This window comes from Streptomyces sp. B5E4, assembly GCF_039871555.1.
GTDB lineage: Bacteria > Actinomycetota > Actinomycetes > Streptomycetales > Streptomycetaceae > Streptomyces.
The window spans coordinates 169,197-189,764 of the sequence record NZ_JBDPMI010000007.1 but is presented as its reverse complement, the minus strand read 5'-3'; the positions used below and the strand labels follow the sequence as shown (position 1 = coordinate 189,764).

At 69.7% G+C, this 20,568-nt stretch carries 14 protein-coding genes and 1 pseudogene; 7 read left to right on the top strand and 8 right to left on the bottom strand.

All coding sequences use genetic code 11. The annotated features are described in order from the left end of the window. Window positions 1-30: 30 nt before the first annotated feature. The 7 genes and pseudogenes from ABGA99_RS12415 to ABGA99_RS12385 form a co-directional block, all read left to right on the top strand. On the top strand, window positions 31-1,353 hold the full coding sequence (locus ABGA99_RS12415; RefSeq protein WP_347577598.1) for an extracellular solute-binding protein: 1,323 nt from the start codon (window positions 31-33) through the stop codon (window positions 1,351-1,353). Beyond that, a complete protein-coding gene (locus tag ABGA99_RS12410; RefSeq protein WP_347577599.1) occupies window positions 1,350-2,252 on the top strand; it encodes a sugar ABC transporter permease in 903 nt (300 codons plus the stop codon). The genes ABGA99_RS12415 and ABGA99_RS12410 overlap by 4 nt, the downstream gene beginning before the upstream one ends. 1 nt (window position 2,253) lies before the next feature. Further along, entirely contained in the window at window positions 2,254-3,147 is an 894-nt protein-coding gene (locus ABGA99_RS12405; protein ID WP_347577600.1) for a carbohydrate ABC transporter permease, read from the top strand. A gap of 56 nt (window positions 3,148-3,203) precedes the next feature. Then, window positions 3,204-4,739 (top strand): glycoside hydrolase family 43 protein, encoded by a 1,536-nt coding sequence (locus tag ABGA99_RS12400; protein WP_347577601.1) that lies wholly within the window; start codon window positions 3,204-3,206, stop codon window positions 4,737-4,739. A 258-nt stretch (window positions 4,740-4,997) separates the two neighbouring features. After that, window positions 4,998-5,561: a DJ-1/PfpI family protein gene (locus tag ABGA99_RS12395; protein WP_347577602.1), complete on the top strand. Its 564-nt coding sequence runs from the start codon at window positions 4,998-5,000 to the stop codon at window positions 5,559-5,561. Window positions 5,562-5,640: 79 nt separating this feature from the next. Further along, window positions 5,641-6,492 carry an alpha/beta fold hydrolase gene (locus tag ABGA99_RS12390; protein WP_347577603.1) on the top strand — a complete coding sequence of 284 codons (852 nt, stop codon included), beginning with the start codon at window positions 5,641-5,643 and terminating at the stop codon, window positions 6,490-6,492. 114 nt (window positions 6,493-6,606) lie between these two features. Beyond that, window positions 6,607-8,736, top strand: a pseudogene (locus ABGA99_RS12385) (ThuA domain-containing protein); the annotation flags it as partial. A gap of 265 nt (window positions 8,737-9,001) precedes the next feature. Here ABGA99_RS12385 and ABGA99_RS12380 read toward each other — a convergent pair. From ABGA99_RS12380 to ABGA99_RS12345, 8 genes are all read right to left on the bottom strand, one after another. Next, window positions 9,002-13,075 carry a ThuA domain-containing protein gene (locus ABGA99_RS12380; RefSeq protein WP_347577604.1) on the bottom strand — a complete coding sequence of 1,358 codons (4,074 nt, stop codon included), beginning with the start codon at window positions 13,073-13,075 and terminating at the stop codon, window positions 9,002-9,004. Between the two features lie 41 nt (window positions 13,076-13,116). Then, a complete protein-coding gene (locus ABGA99_RS12375) occupies window positions 13,117-13,995 on the bottom strand; it encodes a sugar phosphate isomerase/epimerase (RefSeq protein ID WP_347577777.1) in 879 nt (292 codons plus the stop codon). A 54-nt stretch (window positions 13,996-14,049) separates the two neighbouring features. After that, window positions 14,050-14,781 carry an ABC transporter ATP-binding protein gene (locus tag ABGA99_RS12370; RefSeq protein WP_347577605.1) on the bottom strand — a complete coding sequence of 244 codons (732 nt, stop codon included), beginning with the start codon at window positions 14,779-14,781 and terminating at the stop codon, window positions 14,050-14,052. Further along, the gene (locus ABGA99_RS12365) at window positions 14,778-15,566 is read right to left on the bottom strand and encodes an ABC transporter ATP-binding protein (protein ID WP_347577606.1); all 789 of its coding nucleotides are present in this window, start codon (window positions 15,564-15,566) and stop codon (window positions 14,778-14,780) included. The genes ABGA99_RS12370 and ABGA99_RS12365 overlap by 4 nt, the downstream gene beginning before the upstream one ends. A gap of 12 nt (window positions 15,567-15,578) precedes the next feature. Beyond that, entirely contained in the window at window positions 15,579-17,042 is a 1,464-nt protein-coding gene (locus tag ABGA99_RS12360) for an ABC transporter substrate-binding protein (RefSeq protein WP_347577607.1), read from the bottom strand. Next, the gene (locus ABGA99_RS12355; RefSeq protein ID WP_347577608.1) at window positions 17,039-18,109 is read right to left on the bottom strand and encodes a branched-chain amino acid ABC transporter permease; all 1,071 of its coding nucleotides are present in this window, start codon (window positions 18,107-18,109) and stop codon (window positions 17,039-17,041) included. The genes ABGA99_RS12360 and ABGA99_RS12355 overlap by 4 nt, the downstream gene beginning before the upstream one ends. After that, window positions 18,106-19,266 carry a branched-chain amino acid ABC transporter permease gene (locus tag ABGA99_RS12350; RefSeq protein ID WP_347577609.1) on the bottom strand — a complete coding sequence of 387 codons (1,161 nt, stop codon included), beginning with the start codon at window positions 19,264-19,266 and terminating at the stop codon, window positions 18,106-18,108. The genes ABGA99_RS12355 and ABGA99_RS12350 overlap by 4 nt, the downstream gene beginning before the upstream one ends. Before the next feature lie 106 nt (window positions 19,267-19,372). After that, window positions 19,373-20,551 (bottom strand): Gfo/Idh/MocA family oxidoreductase, encoded by a 1,179-nt coding sequence (locus tag ABGA99_RS12345; protein ID WP_347577610.1) that lies wholly within the window; start codon window positions 20,549-20,551, stop codon window positions 19,373-19,375. Window positions 20,552-20,568: the final 17 nt, after the last annotated feature.

The following is a 20,568-nucleotide window of genomic DNA, read 5'->3' as shown; positions in this document are numbered from 1 at the left end:
CTGACGGCCCTTCGAGTGCGGAGAACACACATGGAGATCCACCTCTCTCGTCGTACCCTCCTCGGCCTGGCGGCCGGTGTGCCGGCGTCCGCGGCACTCGCCGCCTGCGGCTCATCCGGACCCGGCAAAGGCGCGGACGGCGGCACGGCCACGTACTGGCACCTGAGCGGCCAGCCCCAGGAAGGCGTCAGGACCGGCGCAGTGGAGCGGTTCAACGAGGCCAACCCCAAGGGGCAGATCCAGGTCACCACCTTCGAGAACGACGCCTACAAGACGAAGATCAAGACCGCCATCGGGGCCGGGAAGGCACCCACCGTCATCTGGGGGTGGGGCGGTGGCACGCTGCGCAGCTACGTGGAGGCCGACCAGGTCGACGACCTCACCCCGTGGTTCGACCAGAACCCTGAGATCAAGAACCGGCTCTTTCCGTCCTCGTTCGGCGCGGCGACCGTCGACGGAAGGATCTACGCGATGCCGTTCGAGAGCGTGGAGCCGATCGTCCTGTTCTACAACAAGAGGGTCTTCGACGACGTCGGCGTGGAGCCGCCCGAGACCTGGGACGACATCATGGCCCTGGTGCCCAGGTTCAACGCGGAGGGCATAGCGCCGTTCTCCCTCGGCGGCCAGTCCCGGTGGACGAACATGATGTGGCTGGAGTTCCTGTTCGACCGCATCGGCGGCCCCGAGGTGTTCCAGGCCGTCTTCGACGGCGAAAAGGACGCCTGGTCCCACCCGGCCGCCATCGAGGCGCTGACCAAGGTGCAGGACCTGATCAAGGCAGACGGATTCATCAAGGGCTTCTCCTCGATCACCGCGGACTCCAACGCCGACCAGGCGCTCCTGTACACCGACAAAGCCGCGATGATGCTGCACGGCTCCTGGTCGTACGGCATCCAGCAGGCCGAGGGCGGAGACTTCGTCTCCAGCGGCGGCCTCGGGTTCATGAACTTCCCGCCCGTCGAAGGCGGCAAAGGCGATCCGGGCAACTCCGTCGGCAACCCCGCCCAGTACCTGTCCATCTCCTCGAAGGCCAGCGCCGAGCAGAAGAAGATCGCAAAGGACTTCTTCGCCACCGGCGTCCTCACGGACGACGAGGTGAAGGAGTGGATCGACACCGGGGCGGTGCCCATCGCGAAGGGCTCGGAGAAGCTGCTGGCCGAATCCGAGAGCGCCGAGTTCCTCCAGTTCGTCTACGGCATCGCCAGCAACGCGAAGACGTTCGGCCAGTCCTGGGACCAGGCGCTCAGCCCGACGGCCGCCGAGACGCTGCTGGACAACATCGCCCAGCTGTTCCAGTTGTCCATCTCGCCACAGCAGTTCACCGACAACCTCAACGAGGTCATCGGCAAGTGAGCACCCTCACCGGCTCTACGGGACGCGGGGACCGGCGCGGCATCCTGCCCTGGCTGGCGGTTCCGGCCCTGCTCTTCTTCGTCGGCTTCGCCGTCGTCCCGCTCGTCGGCGTCCTCCTGCTGAGCTTCACGACGTGGGACGGGATCGGCGACATCCACCCGTCCGGGCTGACCAGTTGGCGTGCGGTGCTCACCGATCCCGGGCTGCCGCACGCCCTCTGGGTGACGTTCCTGGTGATGGCCGTGTCCTGGGCGGTACAGACACCGGCGAGCATTCTGCTCGGCACGTTCCTGGCCGGCCGCCAGCGCTACCGCGCGGTGCTGAGCCTGGTCTACTTCGTCCCGCTCCTGCTCAGCTCCGCGGCGATCGCGGTCGCGTACAAGGCGCTGCTGGACCCCAACTTCGGGCTGGGCGCCGGACTGGGGACCGAGTGGCTCAGCAAGGACTGGCTGGGGCGCCCCTGGCTCGCGTTCGGTGTCGTCGTCTTCATCGTCTCCTGGCAGTTCATCCCGTTCCACTCGCTGATCTACCAGGGGGGCGTCCAGCAGATCCCCCAGTCCCTCTACGAGGCCGCACAGCTGGACGGCGCGGGGCGGATCCGCCAGTTCTTCAGCATCACGCTGCCTCAGCTCAAGTACACCATCATCACCTCGTCGACGCTGATGGTGATCGGGTCGCTCACCTTCTTCGACCTCATCTTCGTCCTGACGGAGGGCGGCCCCGGAGACGCCACCCGGGTCCTCGCGCTGGACATGTACAAGCGGGGCTTCCAGGCCAACCTGATGGGGCCGGCCAGCGCCATCGCGGTCGTGCTCGTCCTGATGGGCCTCGCCATCGCCCTGCTCCTGCGCCGGCTCGGGGGCCGGGACGCCGGTGAGAGCCAGCTTGAGGGGGCCTGACGTGACCACCACGCTGACCAAGCCGCGACCGCGGAAGACCATGCCCCGTGAGCGGCGGCCACGCCCCGGTCCGCCCGCGCGCCGACGCAACTGGCTCGGCGGTCTGGCCGCATGGTTCTGGCTCGCCGTCGTCGTCGTACCCCTCTACTGGATCCTCATCACCAGCCTCAAGGCCCAGAGCAACTACTACGCGAGCAACCCGCTGGCGCCGCCGGGCGAGCCCACACTGGACAACTACGAGCTGGTCCTGGAGTCCGACTTCATCAGCTACTTCGTGAACAGTGTCGTGGTCACCGTAGGCGCCGTGGTGCCGGCGGTGACGGTCTCCTTCATGGCCGCCTACGCCATCGTGCGCGGCTGGCGCCTGCGGTTCCTGCGCGTGGTGAACGGGCTGTTCCTCATGGGCCTCGCCATCCCGCTGCAGGCGACGGCGATCCCGGTCTATCTGATCATCATCAAGCTGCAGCTCTATGACAGCCTGCTGGCGCTGATCCTGCCGTCGATCGCCTTCGCCATCCCGCTGTCCGTGCTGATACTCGCCAACTTCATCCGTGACGTGCCCAAGGAGCTGTTCGACTCGATGCGGGTGGACGGGGCCACCGAGTGGGGAACACTGTGGCGCCTGGCGGCGCCGCTCACCCGGCCGGCCCTCCTCACCGTCACCATCTTCAACGCGCTGACCATCTGGAACGGATTCCTGCTGCCGCTGATCCTCACCCAGAGCCCCTCCCAGCGGACTTTGCCCCTCGCGCTGTGGACCTTCCAGGGCGAGTACGGAATCAACATCCCCGCAGTCCTGGCCGCCGTCGTCCTCACCACCCTGCCCTTGATCGTCCTGTACGCCTTCGGCCGCCGCCAGCTGCTCAGCGGTCTGACCGCGGGGTTCAGCCGGTGACCCCGACCGGCCGGCTCCGCTCCACGGCGCCCGGCGGCCCGAAGGGAACACCTCCTGTGCGTACGTACGACAACCCTGTGATCAGCGGGTTCCATCCCGATCCGAGCGTGTGCCGGGTCGGCGACGACTACTACCTGGTGTGCTCCAGCTTCGAGTACTTCCCCGGACTGCCGCTCTTCCACAGCAAGGACCTCGTCCACTGGGAGCAGATCGGCAATGTGCTCGACCGGCCCGGGCAGTTGCCGCTGCCTCTCCCCGGCGCCAAGGCGTCCGGCGGCCTCTACGCCCCCACGATCCGCCACCACCGGGGCCGGTTCTGGGTCATCAACACCAATATCGACGGCGGCGGCAACTTCGTCGTCTCGGCCGAGCGGCCCGAGGGACCGTGGAGCGACCCGGTCTGGATCGACCTGCCCGGGATCGACCCCGATCTGGCGTGGGAGGAGGACGGCACCTGCTGGTGCGCCTTCTCCGGGCCCGAAGGCGGCATCAACACGGCCAGGATCGACCCGGTCAAGGGGGAGGTGCTGGAAGGGCCTTTCGCCACCTGGTCGGGCACGGGCCTCAAGTTTCCCGAGGCGCCGCACCTTTACCGCATCGGCGACTGGTGGTACCTGCTGATCGCGGAAGGCGGCACCGAACGCGGCCACTGTGTGTCCATCGCCCGGGGCCGCTCGCCGCGCGGCCCCTGGGAGGGCGCGCCGGCCAATCCCCTGCTGTCCCACAGCGGTACCGCCCGCTCCGTCCAGAACACCGGCCACGCCGATCTGGTCGAGGCTGTCGACGGCAGTTGGTGGATGGTGCTGCTCGGCGTCCGGCCCCGCGGCTTCTCCCCCGACGTGCACGTGCTCGGCCGCGAGACGTTCCTGACCCCCGTGGAGTGGACCGGGGACGGCTGGCCCGTCGTCGCACCCGTTCCCGAGAGCCACACCGCACCGGGCGGTGCCTGGCACCCCGCGCCGGCCCAGCCCGCCCGCGACGACTTCGACGTGCCCGCCCTCGCGCCGCACTGGATCTCGCCGTTCGCCCGCCGAGTGGACTCCTGGTCGCTCATCGAGCGTCCCGGCTGGCTGGCGCTCAGCGCCACCGGCGCCACCCTCGACCGCCCCGGATACACCTTCGTCGGCCGCCGCCAGCAGCACCATGACTGCCGCGTCACCGTCGCGATCGACCCGGGTACGGGACGCGGCGGCCTCGGCGTCCGCCTCGACGAGGCCCACCACTACGAACTGGAGGTCGGGAACGGGGAGGCCGGCGTCGTCGCCCGCATCGGTCCACTGCGCCAGACCGTGGCCGGCCGACCGGTCCCGTCCGGGCCGCTGACCCTCACCGTCACGATCCGCACGTCCCGCCTCGTGCCCGCGTCGCCCGAACTCACCGATGCCAGGGCCACCGGCCCCGACACCCTCGCCTTCTGGCTCGGCGATCCCGACACCCCGGGCGCCCGGCCACTCGCCGAACTGGACGGGCGCTACCTGTCCACGGAAGTCGCCTGCGGCTTCACCGGCCGCGTCATCGGCATGTACGCCACCGAAGGCACGGTCGCCTTCGACTGGTTCGAGTACGCCCCGGCCTCGCCGCCCTCCGCTTGAGCCCGGCCGAATCGGCTCCGCCTCCCGCGCCGCCGGATAGCGCTGAATCCACCGGCCCCTCGGGCCGGCGCATCCGTTTACAGCTCGGAGGAGGAGCGCTACTCTCATCTGGGAGCGCTCCCAAACATATGATGTCTACGGCCCACGCTCTCCTGGCCGACCCCGCCGCCGGCGCCCGAAGGAAGACCCCCCATGCCTGGTCCACGATCCGGTCACGTGAAGCGGCCCGCCCGCAGACTGCCGGGAACCGGAGGAACGATGAAGAAGGTGCTTGTGCTCGTCGGCGACGCGGCCGAGGAACTGGACACGATGTACCCGATCTTCCGTATGCGCGAAGCGGGCCACCAGACGGACGTCGCCGCGTTGACGCGTCGGGACGTGCAACTGGTGATCCACGATTTCGAGCCGGGGTCCGACGCCTACACGGAGAAGAACGGGCGCAGGCTCCCCGTCGACCTGGCCTTCTCGGAGGTCGATCCGACGGGGTACGCGGGCTTGATCATCCCTGGTGGCCGTGCTCCCGAGTACATCCGCCTCGACGCCGACGTCCGTCGCATCACGGAGCACTTCTTCGCCCAGAACCTGCCCGTGGGCACGGTGTGTCACGGACCGCAGGTACCGGCGGCCTACGGCCTCCTGAAGGGTCGCAAGACGGCAGCGTTCGGGCCCCTGGCCGCCGACATGGAGAACGCCGGCGCGACGGTCGTGGACGAGCCCGACGTCGTCGACGGGAACATGGTCTCCTGCCGGGGCTGGCCGGATCTGCCGGAGTGGTCACGGGCGTTCGTGTCGGTTCTCGAACGCTCCGCCGGCCCTGCCTGACCGCCGTCGCGTGGGCATTCCCGTGGGTGGCACGCGCCCGGACGGCACGAGGACGCCGCGTACCGGCATCGAGGGACGGATGCTCCGGACCGCCGGGGCGGAGACCTACGTGCGCGAGGCGGGTTCGGGTCCGGCCGTCGTCCTGCTGCACGGCTCAGGCCCGGGTACCACGGGTGCGGCCTGGGAGCCTCTCATGGCTGCCATGGCACCCGGCTTCCACGTCATCGCACCCGACTTCGCCGGCTTCGGTCGGAGCAGGCTGCTCCCCGGTTCTGCGGCCGGCGGAGAGCACTCCTACGGCCGCCGCGTGTGGACGGCGCAGGTCCTGGAGCTCCTGGACGAGCTGGCGCTGGACCGCTGCGCCGTCGTCGGCAACTCCATGGGCGGCGCCATCGCGCTGTCCGTGGCCCGTGCCCGGCCGCGGACGGTCGCCCGGCTGGCGGGGATCGGCACCCTCGGCATCGACATGCCGCTACCGCCCGGTCTGGACCAGCTCTGGGCGTACCGGCCCGGGCGCGCGGCGGCCCGCGGGCTCCTTGAGCTGCTGCACGTCGACGAGGCGTTCCGCACCGCCGAGGCCGTCGAGGCACGGCTGGCCGCCACTCTCGAGCCGGGTCCGCTCAAGGCGTTCGCCGTCATGTTCCGGCCGCCGCGCGAGCGATGGGTCCGTGACCTCGCGCTGACCGCCGGCGAACTCGGGCGGATCCGGGCGCCCACGCTCCTCGTACACGGCACGGAGGATCGCGTCGTGCCGCTGGAGTCCAGCACCCTGCGACTTCTTCACCTGCTGCCCGATGTGAGGGCGCACCTGTTCGGGGCGTGCGGGCACGCCGCACCGGCCGAACGACCGGCGGAGCTGCACCGGCTCCTGACGACCTTCCTGGAGGAGCCCTGGACGACTTCGCTACCCCGCACCCACCCACCCGGGTGATCTGACACGCCGGCCCTCAGGACGCCGTCGCCGGCCAGACCCATCAGTTTGCGAAGGACCTTCCCTTTCCGACCGGCGATGCCGGAGCCGCATTCCACACGAGAGGCCCCCCACATGAAGGAACGACACCGCAAACGCCCACGCGCCCTCGTAGCGCTGGCCATGGCCCCGCTCCTCGCGACCGGCGCCCTGACGGCGACCGCGTCCCACGCCCAGGCCGCCGAGTCCCGGGTCCTGCTGTTCACCAGGGCCGTCGGCTACGTCCACGGCTCCATACCGGCCGGCATCCGGATGTTCCAGGAGGAGGCGGCCGAGCAGGACATCGAGCTTGTGCAGACCGACGACCCGGCCATCTTCAACGACGCCGAACTCGCCGGGTTCGAAGCCGTCATCATGCTCCAGAACTCCGGCATGGTCTGGGACACCGGCGAACAGCGTCAGGCCATGAAGGACTACGTCACCGCAGGCGGAGGCGTGGTGGCCATCCACAACAGCCTCGACGCGGGCATCGAGGGTGAGTTCCCCTGGTGGGACGAGACCGTCAACGGCGGCGCCCACATGCCCGGCCACGCAGCCGGCATCCAGGAGGGCACCGTTCACGTCGAGGACCCGGACCACCCCTCCACCCAGGACCTCCCCGCATCCTGGACGCGGCCCGAGGAGTGGTACAACTTCGCCCCCAACCCGCGGGCGAACGTCCACGTACTCGCCACGGTCGACGAATCCACCTACGACCCGGGCGAGTTCGCGATGGGCGAGGACCATCCCATCTCCTGGTGCAGCGTCGCCTCAGGCGGCAAGGTCTGGGCCACCGCCATGGGTCACGATGCCGCGTCCTACGCGGAGGAGGACTTCCGCAAGCACGTGATGGGCGGCGTGCAGTGGGCGTCGGGCAGCATCCCGGGAGGGTGCGGGACGGAAACGCCCGCACAGGACACCTTCGCAAAGGTGACGCTCGACGACGACACCGCCGATCCCATGGAGCTGGACGTCGCTCCGGACGGCCGCGTGATCTACATCCAGCGCGGCGGCGCGGTACGCGTCTTCGACCCGGCGACCCAGTCCACCACGACCGCGGGAAACCTCAAGGTGTACACCGGCGGTGAGGACGGGCTGATCGGACTGGCCCTCGACCCCGGCTTCGCCACCAACCACAAGATCTACCTCAACTACTCCCCCGCCGACAGCGCGGCAGACGTCAACAGAGTGTCCGGCTTCACCCTTGACGGGAACACGCTGGACCTGCCGAGCGAGCAGCGGGTGATCGACATCCCCGCCTACCGGGACCGGACCTACCCGGAGCCCGGCCACACCGGCGGCAGCCTGGAGTTCGGCCCGGACGGCACCCTCTACATCGGCACGGGCGACGACACCGCGCCGAACCTCGACCCGGCCTGGCGCGGCTACGCCCCGCTGGACTGGCGCGCGGGCCATGAGATGCAGGACTCGGCGCGCACGGCCGGCAACACCAACGACCTGCGTGGCAAGATCCTGCGCGTCCAGCCCGCCAACGGCGGCGGATACACCATCCCCGACGGCAACCTCTTCCCCGTGGGAACGGCGAACACCCGCCCCGAGGTCTACGCCATGGGCTTCCGCAACCCCTTCCGCTTTTCCGTGGACCCCGCCACCGGCGCCGTACACATGGCCGACTACGGGCCCGACCGCCGTGGGGTGACCGACGGCCGCGGCCCCGCCGGCATGGGCGAGTACAACGTCATCACGGAACCCGGCAACTACGGCTGGCCCTTCTGCCACGGCAACAACCAGCCTTACGCCCCCTACAACCCCGACACGGGCCAGACCGGCCCGAAGTTCGACTGCGCCAACCCCGTCAACGAATCTCCCAACAACACCGGGCTGACCGCACTGCCTCCGGTGCGGACGCCCGCCATGTGGTACGGCTACGACACCTCGTCGGAGTTCCCCGAACTCGGCGCGGGCGGCATCGCCCCGATGGCCGGACCCGTCTACCGCTTCGATGCCGGCAACCCGTCCGGCACCAAGTTCCCGCAGTCGTTCGACGGCTCGGCGTTCTTCTACGAGTGGGACCGCAACTTCATCAAGGAAATCCGCCTCGACGGGAGCGGCGGCCCGGGGGCTGTCAACGCATTCATGTCCGGCAGCGGGTTCACCAGGCCGATGGACATGACGTTCGGCCCGGACGGCTCGCTCTACCTCCTGGAGTGGGGCAGTTCCTTCGGGGGCGGCAACAACGACTCCGGCCTCTACCGCATCGACTACCGAGGTGCCGCAAGCGCCCCGGCCGCCCACGCGAACGCCCCGGTGGCCGCACCGTCCGCCACGGCCGCCCAGGCGTGGTGGACACCGGGCGCCTGAGCCGCCTTCCCTGGGGCGCCGATCCGTACCCCGTGCCGAACGCAGCACACGGACCGGGGAGCCGAGGGTGCCGGCCGGCTCACCGGTACCCTCGCTCCAACCAGCAGTCGGGCGGCCCGGCGGCTCTCGCCGGGCCGCCCTGGTGTGCAGGTTGAGCCGGGTCCGCGGCCTACGCGGCGCGGCCGATCTCGCTGCGGGCGGCGGTACGCCTGATGTCACGGGCCTCCGGCCGGGTGATCACGCCGTCTTCCACGAGCTCCGCTGTCACCTCCCGTACGTGCCCGCGGAACTCGCCCGGGTTGCTCCACGGCTGTTCGTCCAGGATCCGATCGTTGATCGTGCATCCGCCGCCGACCTCGTAGTTCGTCACCCCGCTGTCGACGTCGCCGACGACCACCGTCGCCCGGTCATCGGGAGTGGCACACTCCCCCGGCTCGGCTCCTCCCTTGCCGAACTCCATCCAGTTGACCCGCACCTGACCGTCCGGGAAGACGAGGTAGAGCGGGAACGTACCCTCGGTCGGCTTCAGGTCCACCGTCACGTTCTGCCAGGTCGCAGCGCCCTCCGCGAGCACGATGCGCGCATCGTTGCCCTGATCGGAGGAGTCCGCGACGTGCGCGCCGCCGTCCTCGTCGAACCGGTACCAGGCGAGGTTTCCACCGCCCACGTCGCCGCCGGGGGCGGCGGTCAGCGACTTGATCTCTCCCGGCGCCAGGGCGCGGTCGAAGATGTTGAAGTCGTCGACCGTGCCGTTGAGCAGCGGGTCCGCCGACCACTGGGAGTCGCCGATCCAGTTCTGCGCCGTGGGGCCCAGATCCGACGGGTCCAACGTGATGTTGTCGTTGGTCCCGATCGGTTCTCCGTTGAGGTACAGCGTTCCCGTGGTGCCCGACAGGGTGACCGCGACGTGCTGCCAGCCGTCGGTGGGCAGCGGCTGCGAGCCGTCGATCTGCTGTTCGCCGGAGCCGGTCGTGATCGCGAACCTGAGGTTGCCGGTGCCGCCGGCGCTCGGCGTCAGGAACATGTTGTTGCCGGTGCCGGAGCCGAAGTCGAAGATCCGGGCCCAGCTCTGGCCGCCGGACCAGTTCACCCATGCGGAGACGGTCAAGTCCTCGGCACCCTCGACGATGCCCGTGGGCAGTTCCACCTTCTCCGACTCGCCGGACCCGCCGAGTCGGACGGCGCTGCCGAAGCCCTCCGGGCCGCCGGCCCGCGGCACCTCGACGCTGCCCTCGATCTGCGCGCTGCCCAGCAGTTCGCCGTCGGGCGCTCCGCGCCGTACCTCGACCGTGGCGTCCGCGGCAGCCGCCGCACGGAGCGTCACGTCGCCGATGCCGTCGAGGTTGTAGGGGTCGTACGACGCCCAGGCGCCGCCCCCGGCGGTGATCGCCTCACCGCCGCCGGTCTCCTCGTCTTCCGCGTCGCCGACGCTCACCTTCGACGAGTCGCCGAAGTGCTCGACCTCCTTCCGCGTCTGCTGCAGGAAGTGCGTCACGCCGCCGGTGAGCGCCGGCGCGCCGGCCTCGCCACCGAGGTCGGTGTAGCTGGCGGTCACGGTGAGCGCGATGTCCGCGGCTTCGCCGTGGTCCGCGTCGCTCTGGGTGGTGAGCACCCCTTCGCAGCCGTTCTCCACCTCGCCCGGATGCACATGGGCGTTGCCGCCCTCGTCGTGGTAGAGCCCTTGCTGGACGGTCACGCGCTCGCAGTCGATCGCGTCGCCTGAGCCGTCCTCGGCGTCCGAGACCGAGACGGTGAAGGGGATCTCGTCGCCCCAGTCGAAGACCTGGCCGTTGCGTGGCAGTTCCACGGTCACCTCGGGGCGGGTGTTGCCCGCGGTGATCGTCACGTTGGAGCTGCTGGAACGTCCCGACGGGTCGGTGACCGTGAGCTGCGCGGTGTACTCGCCGGGCTCGCTGTAGGTGTGGGTCGGGTGGGGCTCGTCCGACGTCGTTCCGTCACCGAGGTCCCAGGCGTAGGTCAGTTCGTCTCCGTCCGGGTCGTGGCTGCCCTCGCCGGAGAACGCGACGTCCAGCGGAGCGGGCCCGGAGTCCTTGTCGACGGCGGCCTTCGCGACGGGGGTGCGCGCACCCTTGGTGTAGTTGATCTTGTAGAGGCCGGAGTCCGGGTTGACGTTCGCCCCGCCGTAGTTGAAGTCCATGCCCCACTCGATCAGGTACATCGCCCCGTCCGGCCCGAACTCCATGTCGTGCGGGCTGCGGAAGGTGGTGTTCGGCATGAACCTTTCGAAGCTCTTGTAGTCGCCGTTCTCGTCCAGTCGGAGCGCGCCGATCCACTTGCGCGACCACTCCATGACGAAGACCGCGTCGTCGTAGTACTCAGGGAACTGCCCGTCTCCCAGCAGTTCGGGGTCGTAGTGGTACACGTCGCCGGCGTACGCGGAGCGCCCGCCGCCCTGGGGGAGCTCCGGGAACTGCGGCGACTGCCCGTACGGATACCAGACGAAGGCGTCCTTGGCCGGCGGGACGGTGTCCAGGCCGGTGTTGAACGGGGACGTGTTGGCCGGCCCGTTCTCGCAGTCGAAGGACTCACCCGGGGTGCCGGAGGCGAAGTCCCATTCGCGGTAGGCCCGGTTGTCGGCGATGCAGTACGGCCAGCCGTAGTTGCCGGCCTCGCGGATCTGGTTCCACTCGTCGTAGCCGCGCGGGCCGCGGTCGGCGTTGTCGCTGCCCGCGTCGGGACCGACCTCGCCGGCGTAGACCCAGCCGGTCTCGTCATCGACGGCGATCCGGAACGGGTTGCGATGGCCCATCGTGTAGATCTCGGGCCGGGTCTTCTCGGTGCCCGGCGGGAACAGGTTGCCCTCCGGGACCGAATAGGTGCCGTCGTCCTCGGGGGTGATCCTAAGAATCTTGCCGCGCAGGTCGTTGGTGTTGCCGGAGGTGCGTCGCGCGTCGTAGGAGTGCTTGGCGTCCTCGCTGTTGTGGTTGTCGTGCACGCGCCCGTCGATCGGGGCGAAGCCGTCCGACGCGAAGTGCGCGGTGTCGTCGCCGGTGGAGATGAAGAGGTTGCCGCCGGGGCCGAACCGCATCGAGCCGGCGGAGTGGCAGCACACCTCCCGCTGGTGCGGGATCTCCAACAGGACCTTCTCGGACTCCATGTCCAGGGTGTCGCCGTCGGCGGTGAATCTGGAGACGTGCTGCACCTCGGGCGACGGTGCGCTGTAGAAGAGATAGACCCACTGGTTCGTCTCGAAGTCGGGATCGAGGGCGATGCCCAGCAGCCCGTTCTCGTTGCCGCGGTGGACCGGGATCTGCGCGGCGGTCCGCACGGCCCCGTTCTCGGGGTCGTAGACCTTCACCGTGCCGCCCAGCTCGACGTAGAAGACACGTCCGTCCGGGGCGACGGCCAGCTCCATCGGGTTGGCCGTGTTGTCGTCCAGCGCGACCTTCTCGAAGGAGGACTCCGTCGGGCTCCCTTCGCGGGGTTCGCCGCAGTCGCCCTGGGCGGCGCCTGCCGCCCACTGGATGCCGCCGAGGATGTGCTGGCGCAACTGCGGCTCGTCGTAGTCCTCCGGGCTGTGGCCCAGCGCCGAGTACCAGGTCCGGCCGCCGTCGAAGGCGGAGCACCAGGCGATCGGGTGGTCGTCGCCCATGGCGTCCGGGCCCGGGTCGTACGTCGACTCGTCCAGCGTCGCCAGGACGTGGACGTCCTCACGGGGATTGGCGGTGAAGTTGTACCACTCGTCTTCGCGGACCCATTCGGCCGGCAGCCCGGCCGTCGACGGATGTGCGGGGTCCTCTATCCGTACGGTCGCCTCCTGGAACTGGTCGGCGCCGGAGGGGTGGCTCTTGAAGAACGCGCCGCCCATGAGTTCGGACCACCAGGGCCAGTCCGTCTTGTCCATGTTCGACGACGAGTGCAGCCCGACGAACCCTCCGCCGCGCTGGACGTAGCGCTCGAACGCGTGCCGCTGTCCGGTGTCGAGGGTCTTCTCACCGTCGGTGAAGAAGGCGATGGCCTCGTACTGCGCCAGCCCTTCGTCGGTGAAGACCGAGGCGTCCTGAGTCTCGGTCACCGTGAAACCGTTCTCCTGGCCGAGCTGTTCGACGGCCGCCAGGGCGGACGGGATCGAGTCGTGCCGGAAGCCGGTCGTCTTGTGGAAGAACAGCACGTCGTATTCCTGCTCGGCGTCCTGTGCCGCGCTGGTGGCCATTCCTGGAAGGAACGAGACCAGCAGCGCGATCACCACCGTGAGCAGGGCATGTCTGTGGCGTTGTCGCATAGTCCTCTCCGTCGCTTCGTTGCGGGTGCAGACCGAAGAAATCAAGGGGTACGCAGGCGTCCGGCGGACAGCCCGGCGAGGAAGGACAGCCCGTCCACGGCGATCGCGTCCTGGCTCGGTGCCAGTGGCCGCCAGATCGAGGCGGCCGTCGCGATCGTCTCGTTGTCCCCGGTGAACGACTCGATCACCAGTGGGCCCCGGTAGCCGGCCACGTCGAGCGCGGTGAGGATGCCCGGCCAGTCGAGGTGGTCCGCGCCCGGAGCGCCCCGGTCGTTGGCGCACACCTGGACGTGGGCGATCCGGTCACCGGCCCTCCGGACGGCCGCCGGAATGTCCTGCTCTTCGATGTTCATGTGGTAGATGTCCAGGGCGACGCCGCAGCCTTGGGCCGGGAGCCCGGCCAGCGCGTCGAGCGTCTGGTCGACGGTGTTGACCACGCTCGTCTCGTACCGGTTGAGGGGTTCGACCGCCACGGTGACGCCGGCTTCACGCGCATGCTCGACCACCGGGGCGAGGCCGTCCCGCAACTGTTCGTAGCAGGCGCGCCGCTCCGCGTCGTCCATCCGCCAGGTGCGCCCCACCGAGGCATAGAGCGGGCCCGCGACGACCGGCGAGGATACGGTGGCCGCCGCGTCGACCACGCGCCGCAGGAGATCTTGCGTGGCGGCGATCGTCTCCCCGCCGGCCGCCACCAGCTCGCGCCCCGGTCCCATCGCCACGACGAGGGTGGCCGACAGGCCGAGCGAGTCGAGCAGCTTCGCCGCCCGGCCGGGATCCCAGTCGCCGACGTTCTCCACCGGGAGCTCGATCACGTCGAAGCCCCACTCCCGTACGCGGGGTGCCAGCTCGGCCAGCCTGCGGTCGGTCAGGGGCGAGGTCCACACCCAGGTGTTGACGCCGAACGTCCTTGCCGCCTTCATCGATTCTCCCATCGCGATTCCCTTCGTCCACCGCACGGCCGGGGCCCGGACGTCTCACCCAGGTGCCCGGCCGGCGCCGCCGACGCCGAGGTACCTGTTCTGCAGGTCCGGCCGGTGGAGCAGTTCGTCGCCGGTGAACTCGGCCTCCAGCCGGCCGGACACCATGACGAGCTGCCGCCGGGCCATCCGGACCGCGGCGCGCAGGTTCTGCTCGACGACGAGTACAGCCACCCCCTCGTCGACAAGGCGGTGCACGACGTCGACGAGGACGTCCACGATGGTCGGAGCCAACCCTTCGGACGGCTCGTCCATCACGATCAGGTGCCCGTTCAGCAGCAGCGCCCGTCCCACGGCGAGCATCTGCTGTTCGCCGCCCGAGAGCGCGGCACCGCCGTGTTTCTTGCGCTCGGCCAGCCGCGGGAACAGCTCGTAGACCGCCTCGGGCGTCCATCGCTTGCCGCGTGCCCGCCTGGCCAGCATGGTCAGGTGCTCGTCGACGGTCAGCGACGGGAACAGCCGCCGGCCCTGCGGGACGTAGGCGATACCGGCGCCGGCGATCTTCTCCGGCGTCCGGCCCTCGACCCGCTCACCGCGCAGCCGGACCTCCCCGCCCGACGCCGGCAGGAATCCGACCACGGTGTCGCAGAGCGTGGTCTTCCCCATGCCGTTGCGGCCGACGATCCCGACGGCCTCGACGCCCATGCTGAAGCCGAGTTCCTCCAGGACCACGGAGGCGCCGTAGCCGGAGCGCAGCCGGCGAACGTCGAGAAGGGGGGCCGTGCTCATACCGGTGCCTCCGTGCCCAGGTAGATCCGGTGGACGTGTGGATCAGCGCGGACCCGGTCGGGGGTGCCAGCCGTGACCTGCTCCCCGTCGGCCATCACCACCACCCGCTGGGCGATGCTGAATGCCACGTCCATGTCATGCTCGACGAGCAGCAGGGTCAGGTCCTCGTCGAACGAGTCCAGCAGCTCGACGAGGCGTTCGCGCTCGCCCCGCGACAGGCCGGACGCCGGTTCGTCGAGCAGCAGCACGTCCGGCCTCGTGGCGATCGCCATGCCGAGTTCCAGTTGGCGCTGCTGCCCGTGGGCCAGTTCTCCCGCCGTGGCGTCGAGCTGTCCCGCCAGCCAGACCCGGCGCGCCACGCCGGCGGCCTCGTCGCTCATCCGCCGGTCGGTGGACGACCGCCACAGTGCCCGGTGCCGACCCCGCACTCCGGCGAGCGCCAGGTAGATGTTCTCGCGTACGGTGAGGCCGGCCAGGGCCCGGGCCTTCTGGTACGTCCGTGCGACGCCGAGCCGGGGCCGGTAGCGCGACGGCCGGTGGACACACTCGACGCCCTTGATGAGGACGGACCCGCCGGTCGGCGTGACATCGCCGGCGATCACGTTGAACAGAGTGGTCTTTCCGGCTCCGTTCGGTCCGATGACTGCCAGCCGCTCGCCCCGCGCGACGGCGAGGTCGACACCGTTCAGGGCGAGCAGGCCGCCGAACGCCACCGTGAGCGCGCGGACCTGGACGACGGGCGCGCTGCCGGCAGGCTCGGACGGCGCCGTATGGGTGTGGGCCATGACCGGGGTCTCCTATCTCTGCGGGGCGCCGTCGACGACGGGGATGGCGTTGCCCTCCCAGGGCAGGTCCCGCTTCTCGCACTCCGGGAAGTCCCGGCCCGGCGACGGGGTGTGCGGGCCGAACGTGCCGCCGAAGGTCTGGTCGACGCCGGGAACGATGGCCACGCTCTCCTGTACGACCTCGTCGGAGTCGTCCACGGCGAGGCGTGAGAGCCCGACGTCGACGATGCCGCTGCGGTTCTCGTCCAGGCTGATGCTGCCGTGCGGCAGGTCGAGGGTGAGGCCGGCGATGGCGGCCTGGAACGCCTGGGGGTCGGAGATGTCGCCGTCGACCGCCTTGAGTCCTTCGACCAGCGCCACGCCGGCCGTGTAGTACCCGTAGAAGAAGCCGAAGGCCGCGGCGGTGGACGGCGGGGCGGGATCGTTGCCGCTCAGCGATCCCGGGATGGACTCCCACGTCTCGTCGGCGGCGGCCAGGTACTCCTTGATCTCCGGGGTCTGGATGTCACCCGGCAGGGTGGCGAAGCCGCCGATGTGCGCGCCGGCGATGTCGGTGCCGAGCGCCTGCGCGAGGTCCGGGTTGAAGAAGAAGTTGCCCGCGTGCTCGTCGCCGGTGAGGTCGCCCTTGGCGTTGACGAACGCCTCGAGCGCGGCCTGCGTACCGGTGCCGCCCACGGCCCAGAAGTAGCCGTCCACCTCATCCGGGTTCGGGAGCTGGGATATGTAGGAGGAGTAGTCGGTGGTGCCCAGGGGCGGGAACACCCGGTGGGTGACCTCGCCGCCGACGCCGCAGAAGTCGGCGATGAAGCCGGCCGCCGACGTGTGGCCGAAGCTGTAGTCGTCGGCGATGACCGCGACCTTGCGCCAGCCCTCCTCGTGGTAGAGCAGGTCGCCGAGGCCGGCGTTCCAGATCGCGCCGTCCCCGTAGAAACGGAAGTAGTTCGGCGCCTGGACCTGCAGGGTCTGCTCCTGCGAGCCGGAGATGCCCGCGAACACCGTGAGGTCGGGCTTGCCCTTCGCATACTCGGCGACGGCGATGCCCTCGTCGCCGGAGAGCGGGCCGATGATGACGTTGGCTCCCTGCTGCTCCACCAGGCGGCGCACCTCCTGGAGGATGCGGTCGGCGGTGTCGTCGCCGCAGCCGATGCCGACGAGTTCGATCGGGGTGCCCGCCACCTCCGCGCCGCTGAAGCCCTTCAGCGCGCTGGTGGACGATTTCGGGCCGGCACCGGCGAACCGGGCGAAGGCCAGCGTCGTGCCCGCGACCACGTCCTCGTGGAACCCGCCGAACGGGCCCTCGCACTGGCCCAGGATCCCCAGCCGGACGCCGTCGCCGTCCTCGGGCGAGAACTCGGACGACTGTTCGTCGGCGGGCAGCCCGGAGGAGCTGTCGTCCCCGCTGCATCCGGCGGCCACCAGAGCCAGGCTCGCCACCATGGAGAGTGTCAGTGCCGCGGGGCGTCTGAGTGCGCTCATGATCGTGTAACTCCCAGTTCCTTCTCGGTCGTACGAGTGGACGGCGCTTCTCCGGTGGACGGGTCCGGACCTGTTCGGATGCGCGGCCGGGGGCTGGGGCGCAGTCGCCGGGCGATTCCGGTCAGCCCTTCGGGAGAGAGCAGCATGATCAGCAGGACGATCACTCCGATCACGGTGTTGAACCGGGCCTCGGTGATGCCGATCCGGTCGATCAGCGGCAGATCGCGCAGGTAGGTGAAGATAAGTACGTAGACGAAGGCGCCCAGCCAGGCGCCCTCGAAGGACGAGATGCCGCCGATCACCGCAATGATCAGCAGGATCAGGGTGGGTCCGATCGCGATCGACGCGGGGTCGATCTGGCCGTTCCACCACACGTTGAGCAGGCCGCCCGCCCCGGCCACGAACCCGGCCAGGGTGAAGGCCAGCGTCCGGTGCAACGGCACGTTGAACCCCAGCGACGCCATCCGGACCGGATCGTCGCGGACGCCCTGCAGCGTCAGCCCGAAGCCGGTCCGCCCGACGGCCCGGAAGCCGAGGTAAGTCAGCACGGAGAGTCCCAAGGCCGTGTAGTACAGGCGTACGGGCGGCCCCAGGAGGTCCGGCCGCTGGATGCTGGTGAGGCCGCCGGGCCCGGAGATCTCGACGATCTGGGCGAACACGTAGTAGCCGATGACGGCGTAGACCATCGTGAGCATCAGGAAGTAGAGCCCTGTGGTGCGGCTGGCGAGTGCGCCGAGGACGAACGCGGCCGCGGTGGTGACCGCGACGGCGAACACGACCGCCGCCCAGGGATGCCAGCCGAGGTTCAGGCCGCGGGCGCCGGTCTCCTGGGCCGCGTTGCCGAACATGAAGCCTGCGATGCCGAAGAGCAGGAACTGGGCGAGCGAGGTCATCCCCCCGTACGTGGCGAGGAAGACGATGGTCGCCGCCGCCAGGCCCAGGATGAGCGTCTGCGTCATGACGAAGTTGACGAAGTACGCCGTCGCCAGATTCGGCAGGAGCAGCAGGACGACGACCAGGGCGGTCCCGAGGAGGTTGCTCCGGGTCAGCAGATGACGCGCGGTCATGCCGGTCTCCCGAACAGTCCGTAGGGCCGGATCGCCAGGACCAGCGCCAGCAGGACGAAGGTCATGATGATCGCGTAGTAGGAGTACTCACTCGGCAGGTAGGCGGGCGAGAACGCGACGACGGTGCCGTACAGCAGCGAGCCGGCCGCGGCGCCCCGGAGCGAGCCGAGGCCGCCGACGATGACGACGACGAGTGAGTTCAGCAGCCAGTTTCCGTCGGTGCCAGGCGCGGCTCCGGCGAAGGAGGCCCCGAGCACACCGCCCACCCCGGCAAGGAACGATCCGACGAAGAACGTGATCGCGAAGACCAGCTTGATGTTGATGCCGAGTCCGCGCACCATCTCGCGGTCGTCCACGCCGGCGCGTATCACGGTCCCCATGCCCGTCCTGGTGAGCCAGAGCCACAGCAGCATGCCGACCAGCACGGCCACGCCGAGGATGAACAAACGGGTGACGGGGTAGCGCTCGCCCTCGACGGAGAAGAAGTGTGTGATCGCGCCGGGCCAGACCATCGTCTGGGCCAGCCCGCCGAACTCACGCAGCATCTGGTCGGCCAGGACGACCGTGAGGGCCAGCGTCATCAACGCCTGGCGCAGTTCCTGGCCCTCGTTCCACTGCAGGAAGAGCTGCTGGACCGCCAGGCCGGCGACGGCCGCGACGCCGGCGCCGACCAGCATCGGCACCAGCCAGTCGAGCATGCCGACCTGCGCCGGTTCGATGTTGCGTGACTGGCCGACCATCGCCTCCTGCACACGGATGGCGAGGTACGCGGCCAGCAGGAACAGCGAGCCGTGGGCCATGTTCACCGTGCGCATCAGGCCGAAGATCAGGGTGAAGCCTGATGCCGCGACGAACAGGAGCCCGGCGAACGTGACCGCGTCGAGCACCGTGACGAGGAACTTGCCCGGGTCCTCCGCCGCGGGTCCGGCCGGTGTGCCGTCGGCGAGGAACACCACCCACACGGCAACGGCGGTGACGGCCAGGCCGACCGCCCAGACCGGCAGCCTGCGGAGGGCCGTGCGCCGGCGTGGTGCCCGGTGTCCCGGCCCGCGCCGCCGGCTCGCGTTCAGGGGGCTCCCGCCTGCACGCGTACGGGCGCTCCCCTCTTCCACATCGTCGTGTGCTGCCTGTGGTGAGTCGATCCGGGCAGGCTTCATCCGTTCCTCCAGGTGCTCGGTGCCGTGAAGCGGCGCGTGTTCTGGTTCGCTCGGGCGGGCACACCGCGCGTCGCCCCACCCGCCCGGTCGATGCATCCGCCGCCGGTCAGTTCGCGGCGGAGCCCTGCTCGCGGAGCTCCTCGTAGTCGGGGAGCGCCACCCGCGCTCCCCCGTCCATCGCCGAGGCGTGCGCGCAGATGCCCACGGACGTCCAGTTCGCCGCGGTGACCTCGTCGATCGCGGACGCCCGCTCCTCGACGATGCTCCGGATGAACTCGTGTGCCAGATGCGGGTGCGAGCCGCCGTGGCCGCCGCCCTGGACGAAGGAGAGGTGCTCGTTCTCGTCGTCGTAGACGCCACGCGTCGTGAACGGAGCGATCTGAGGCGGCAGTCGGTGCCCGAAGTCCGGGATCCCGATACTCTTCGGCTTCTCCCCGGTGTGCAGCACATGCCCGGAGCCCTGTGTCTGCTCCCATTCGAAGCTCGCCCGGCTCCCGAACACCGTGAAGCTCTCCACGTACTCACGTGCCGTCTCGAAAAGCGAACGCGCGATCTCGGCACCGACGGGTGTACCGCGGAGGGTGATCAGGGCGCTTTCGACGGCGAACGGTGAACCGTACTTCTCGGCGAGGCGCGGGGAGATACGGCCCGAACCGATACACACGACGCTCTCCGCCAGCGCACCGGCGAGACTCAGCACCGGACTCACCGCGTGCGTCGCGTAATGCATGGGCGGCAGGCCTTCCCAGTACCCGGGCCAGCCCGCCATTTCCTGGTAGTGGGCGCCGCGCAGGAACTGGACCCGGCCTATCGTGCCGTTCGCCACGAGATCGCGGACGTGCAGAAACTCCCGGGAGTAGACGACCGTTTCCATCATCATGTACTTCCGGCCCGATTCCCGGACAGCGGCGACAATCTCCCGGCATTCTTCGAGCGTCGTGGCCATCGGCACCGTACACGCGACGTGCTTGCCGGCCCGGAGCGCCGCAACGGTGTGCTCGGCATGTTCCGGAATCGGGGTGTTGATGTGGACGGCATCGATGCCGGGGTCCCGCAGCATCGCGTCGAAGCTGGTGAACCGGCCCGGGACACCGAAGTGATCGGCGACGTGCGTCAGCGCCGTCTCGGTGCGCTGGCAGACAGCCGCCAACTCGGCATCGGGGTGCGCCTGATAGATGGGGATGAACTCGGCACCGAATCCGAGGCCGGCAATCGCCACCCGTACCTTCTGCGTCATCGTTGACCTCCCATGGCCGTGTAGATTACGAACGGCGGCGGAGACCAAGCCATGCGTTATCCCGC

Excerpts from the sequence above, each read along its gene's own strand:
- ABGA99_RS12355 (WP_347577608.1), bottom strand. The coding sequence starts at position 18,109 with ATGACCGCGCGTCATCTGCTGACCCGGAGCAACCTCCTCGGGACCGCC.
- ABGA99_RS12350 (WP_347577609.1), bottom strand. The coding sequence starts at position 19,266 with ATGAAGCCTGCCCGGATCGACTCACCACAGGCAGCACACGACGATGTG.
- ABGA99_RS12360 (WP_347577607.1), bottom strand. The coding sequence starts at position 17,042 with ATGAGCGCACTCAGACGCCCCGCGGCACTGACACTCTCCATGGTGGCG.
- ABGA99_RS12375 (WP_347577777.1), bottom strand. The coding sequence starts at position 13,995 with ATGAAGGCGGCAAGGACGTTCGGCGTCAACACCTGGGTGTGGACCTCG.
- ABGA99_RS12395 (WP_347577602.1), top strand. The coding sequence starts at position 4,998 with ATGAAGAAGGTGCTTGTGCTCGTCGGCGACGCGGCCGAGGAACTGGAC.
- ABGA99_RS12370 (WP_347577605.1), bottom strand. The coding sequence starts at position 14,781 with ATGAGCACGGCCCCCCTTCTCGACGTTCGCCGGCTGCGCTCCGGCTAC.
- ABGA99_RS12380 (WP_347577604.1), bottom strand. The coding sequence starts at position 13,075 with ATGCGACAACGCCACAGACATGCCCTGCTCACGGTGGTGATCGCGCTG.
- ABGA99_RS12390 (WP_347577603.1), top strand. The coding sequence starts at position 5,641 with ATGCTCCGGACCGCCGGGGCGGAGACCTACGTGCGCGAGGCGGGTTCG.
- ABGA99_RS12415 (WP_347577598.1), top strand. The coding sequence starts at position 31 with ATGGAGATCCACCTCTCTCGTCGTACCCTCCTCGGCCTGGCGGCCGGT.
- ABGA99_RS12365 (WP_347577606.1), bottom strand. The coding sequence starts at position 15,566 with ATGGCCCACACCCATACGGCGCCGTCCGAGCCTGCCGGCAGCGCGCCC.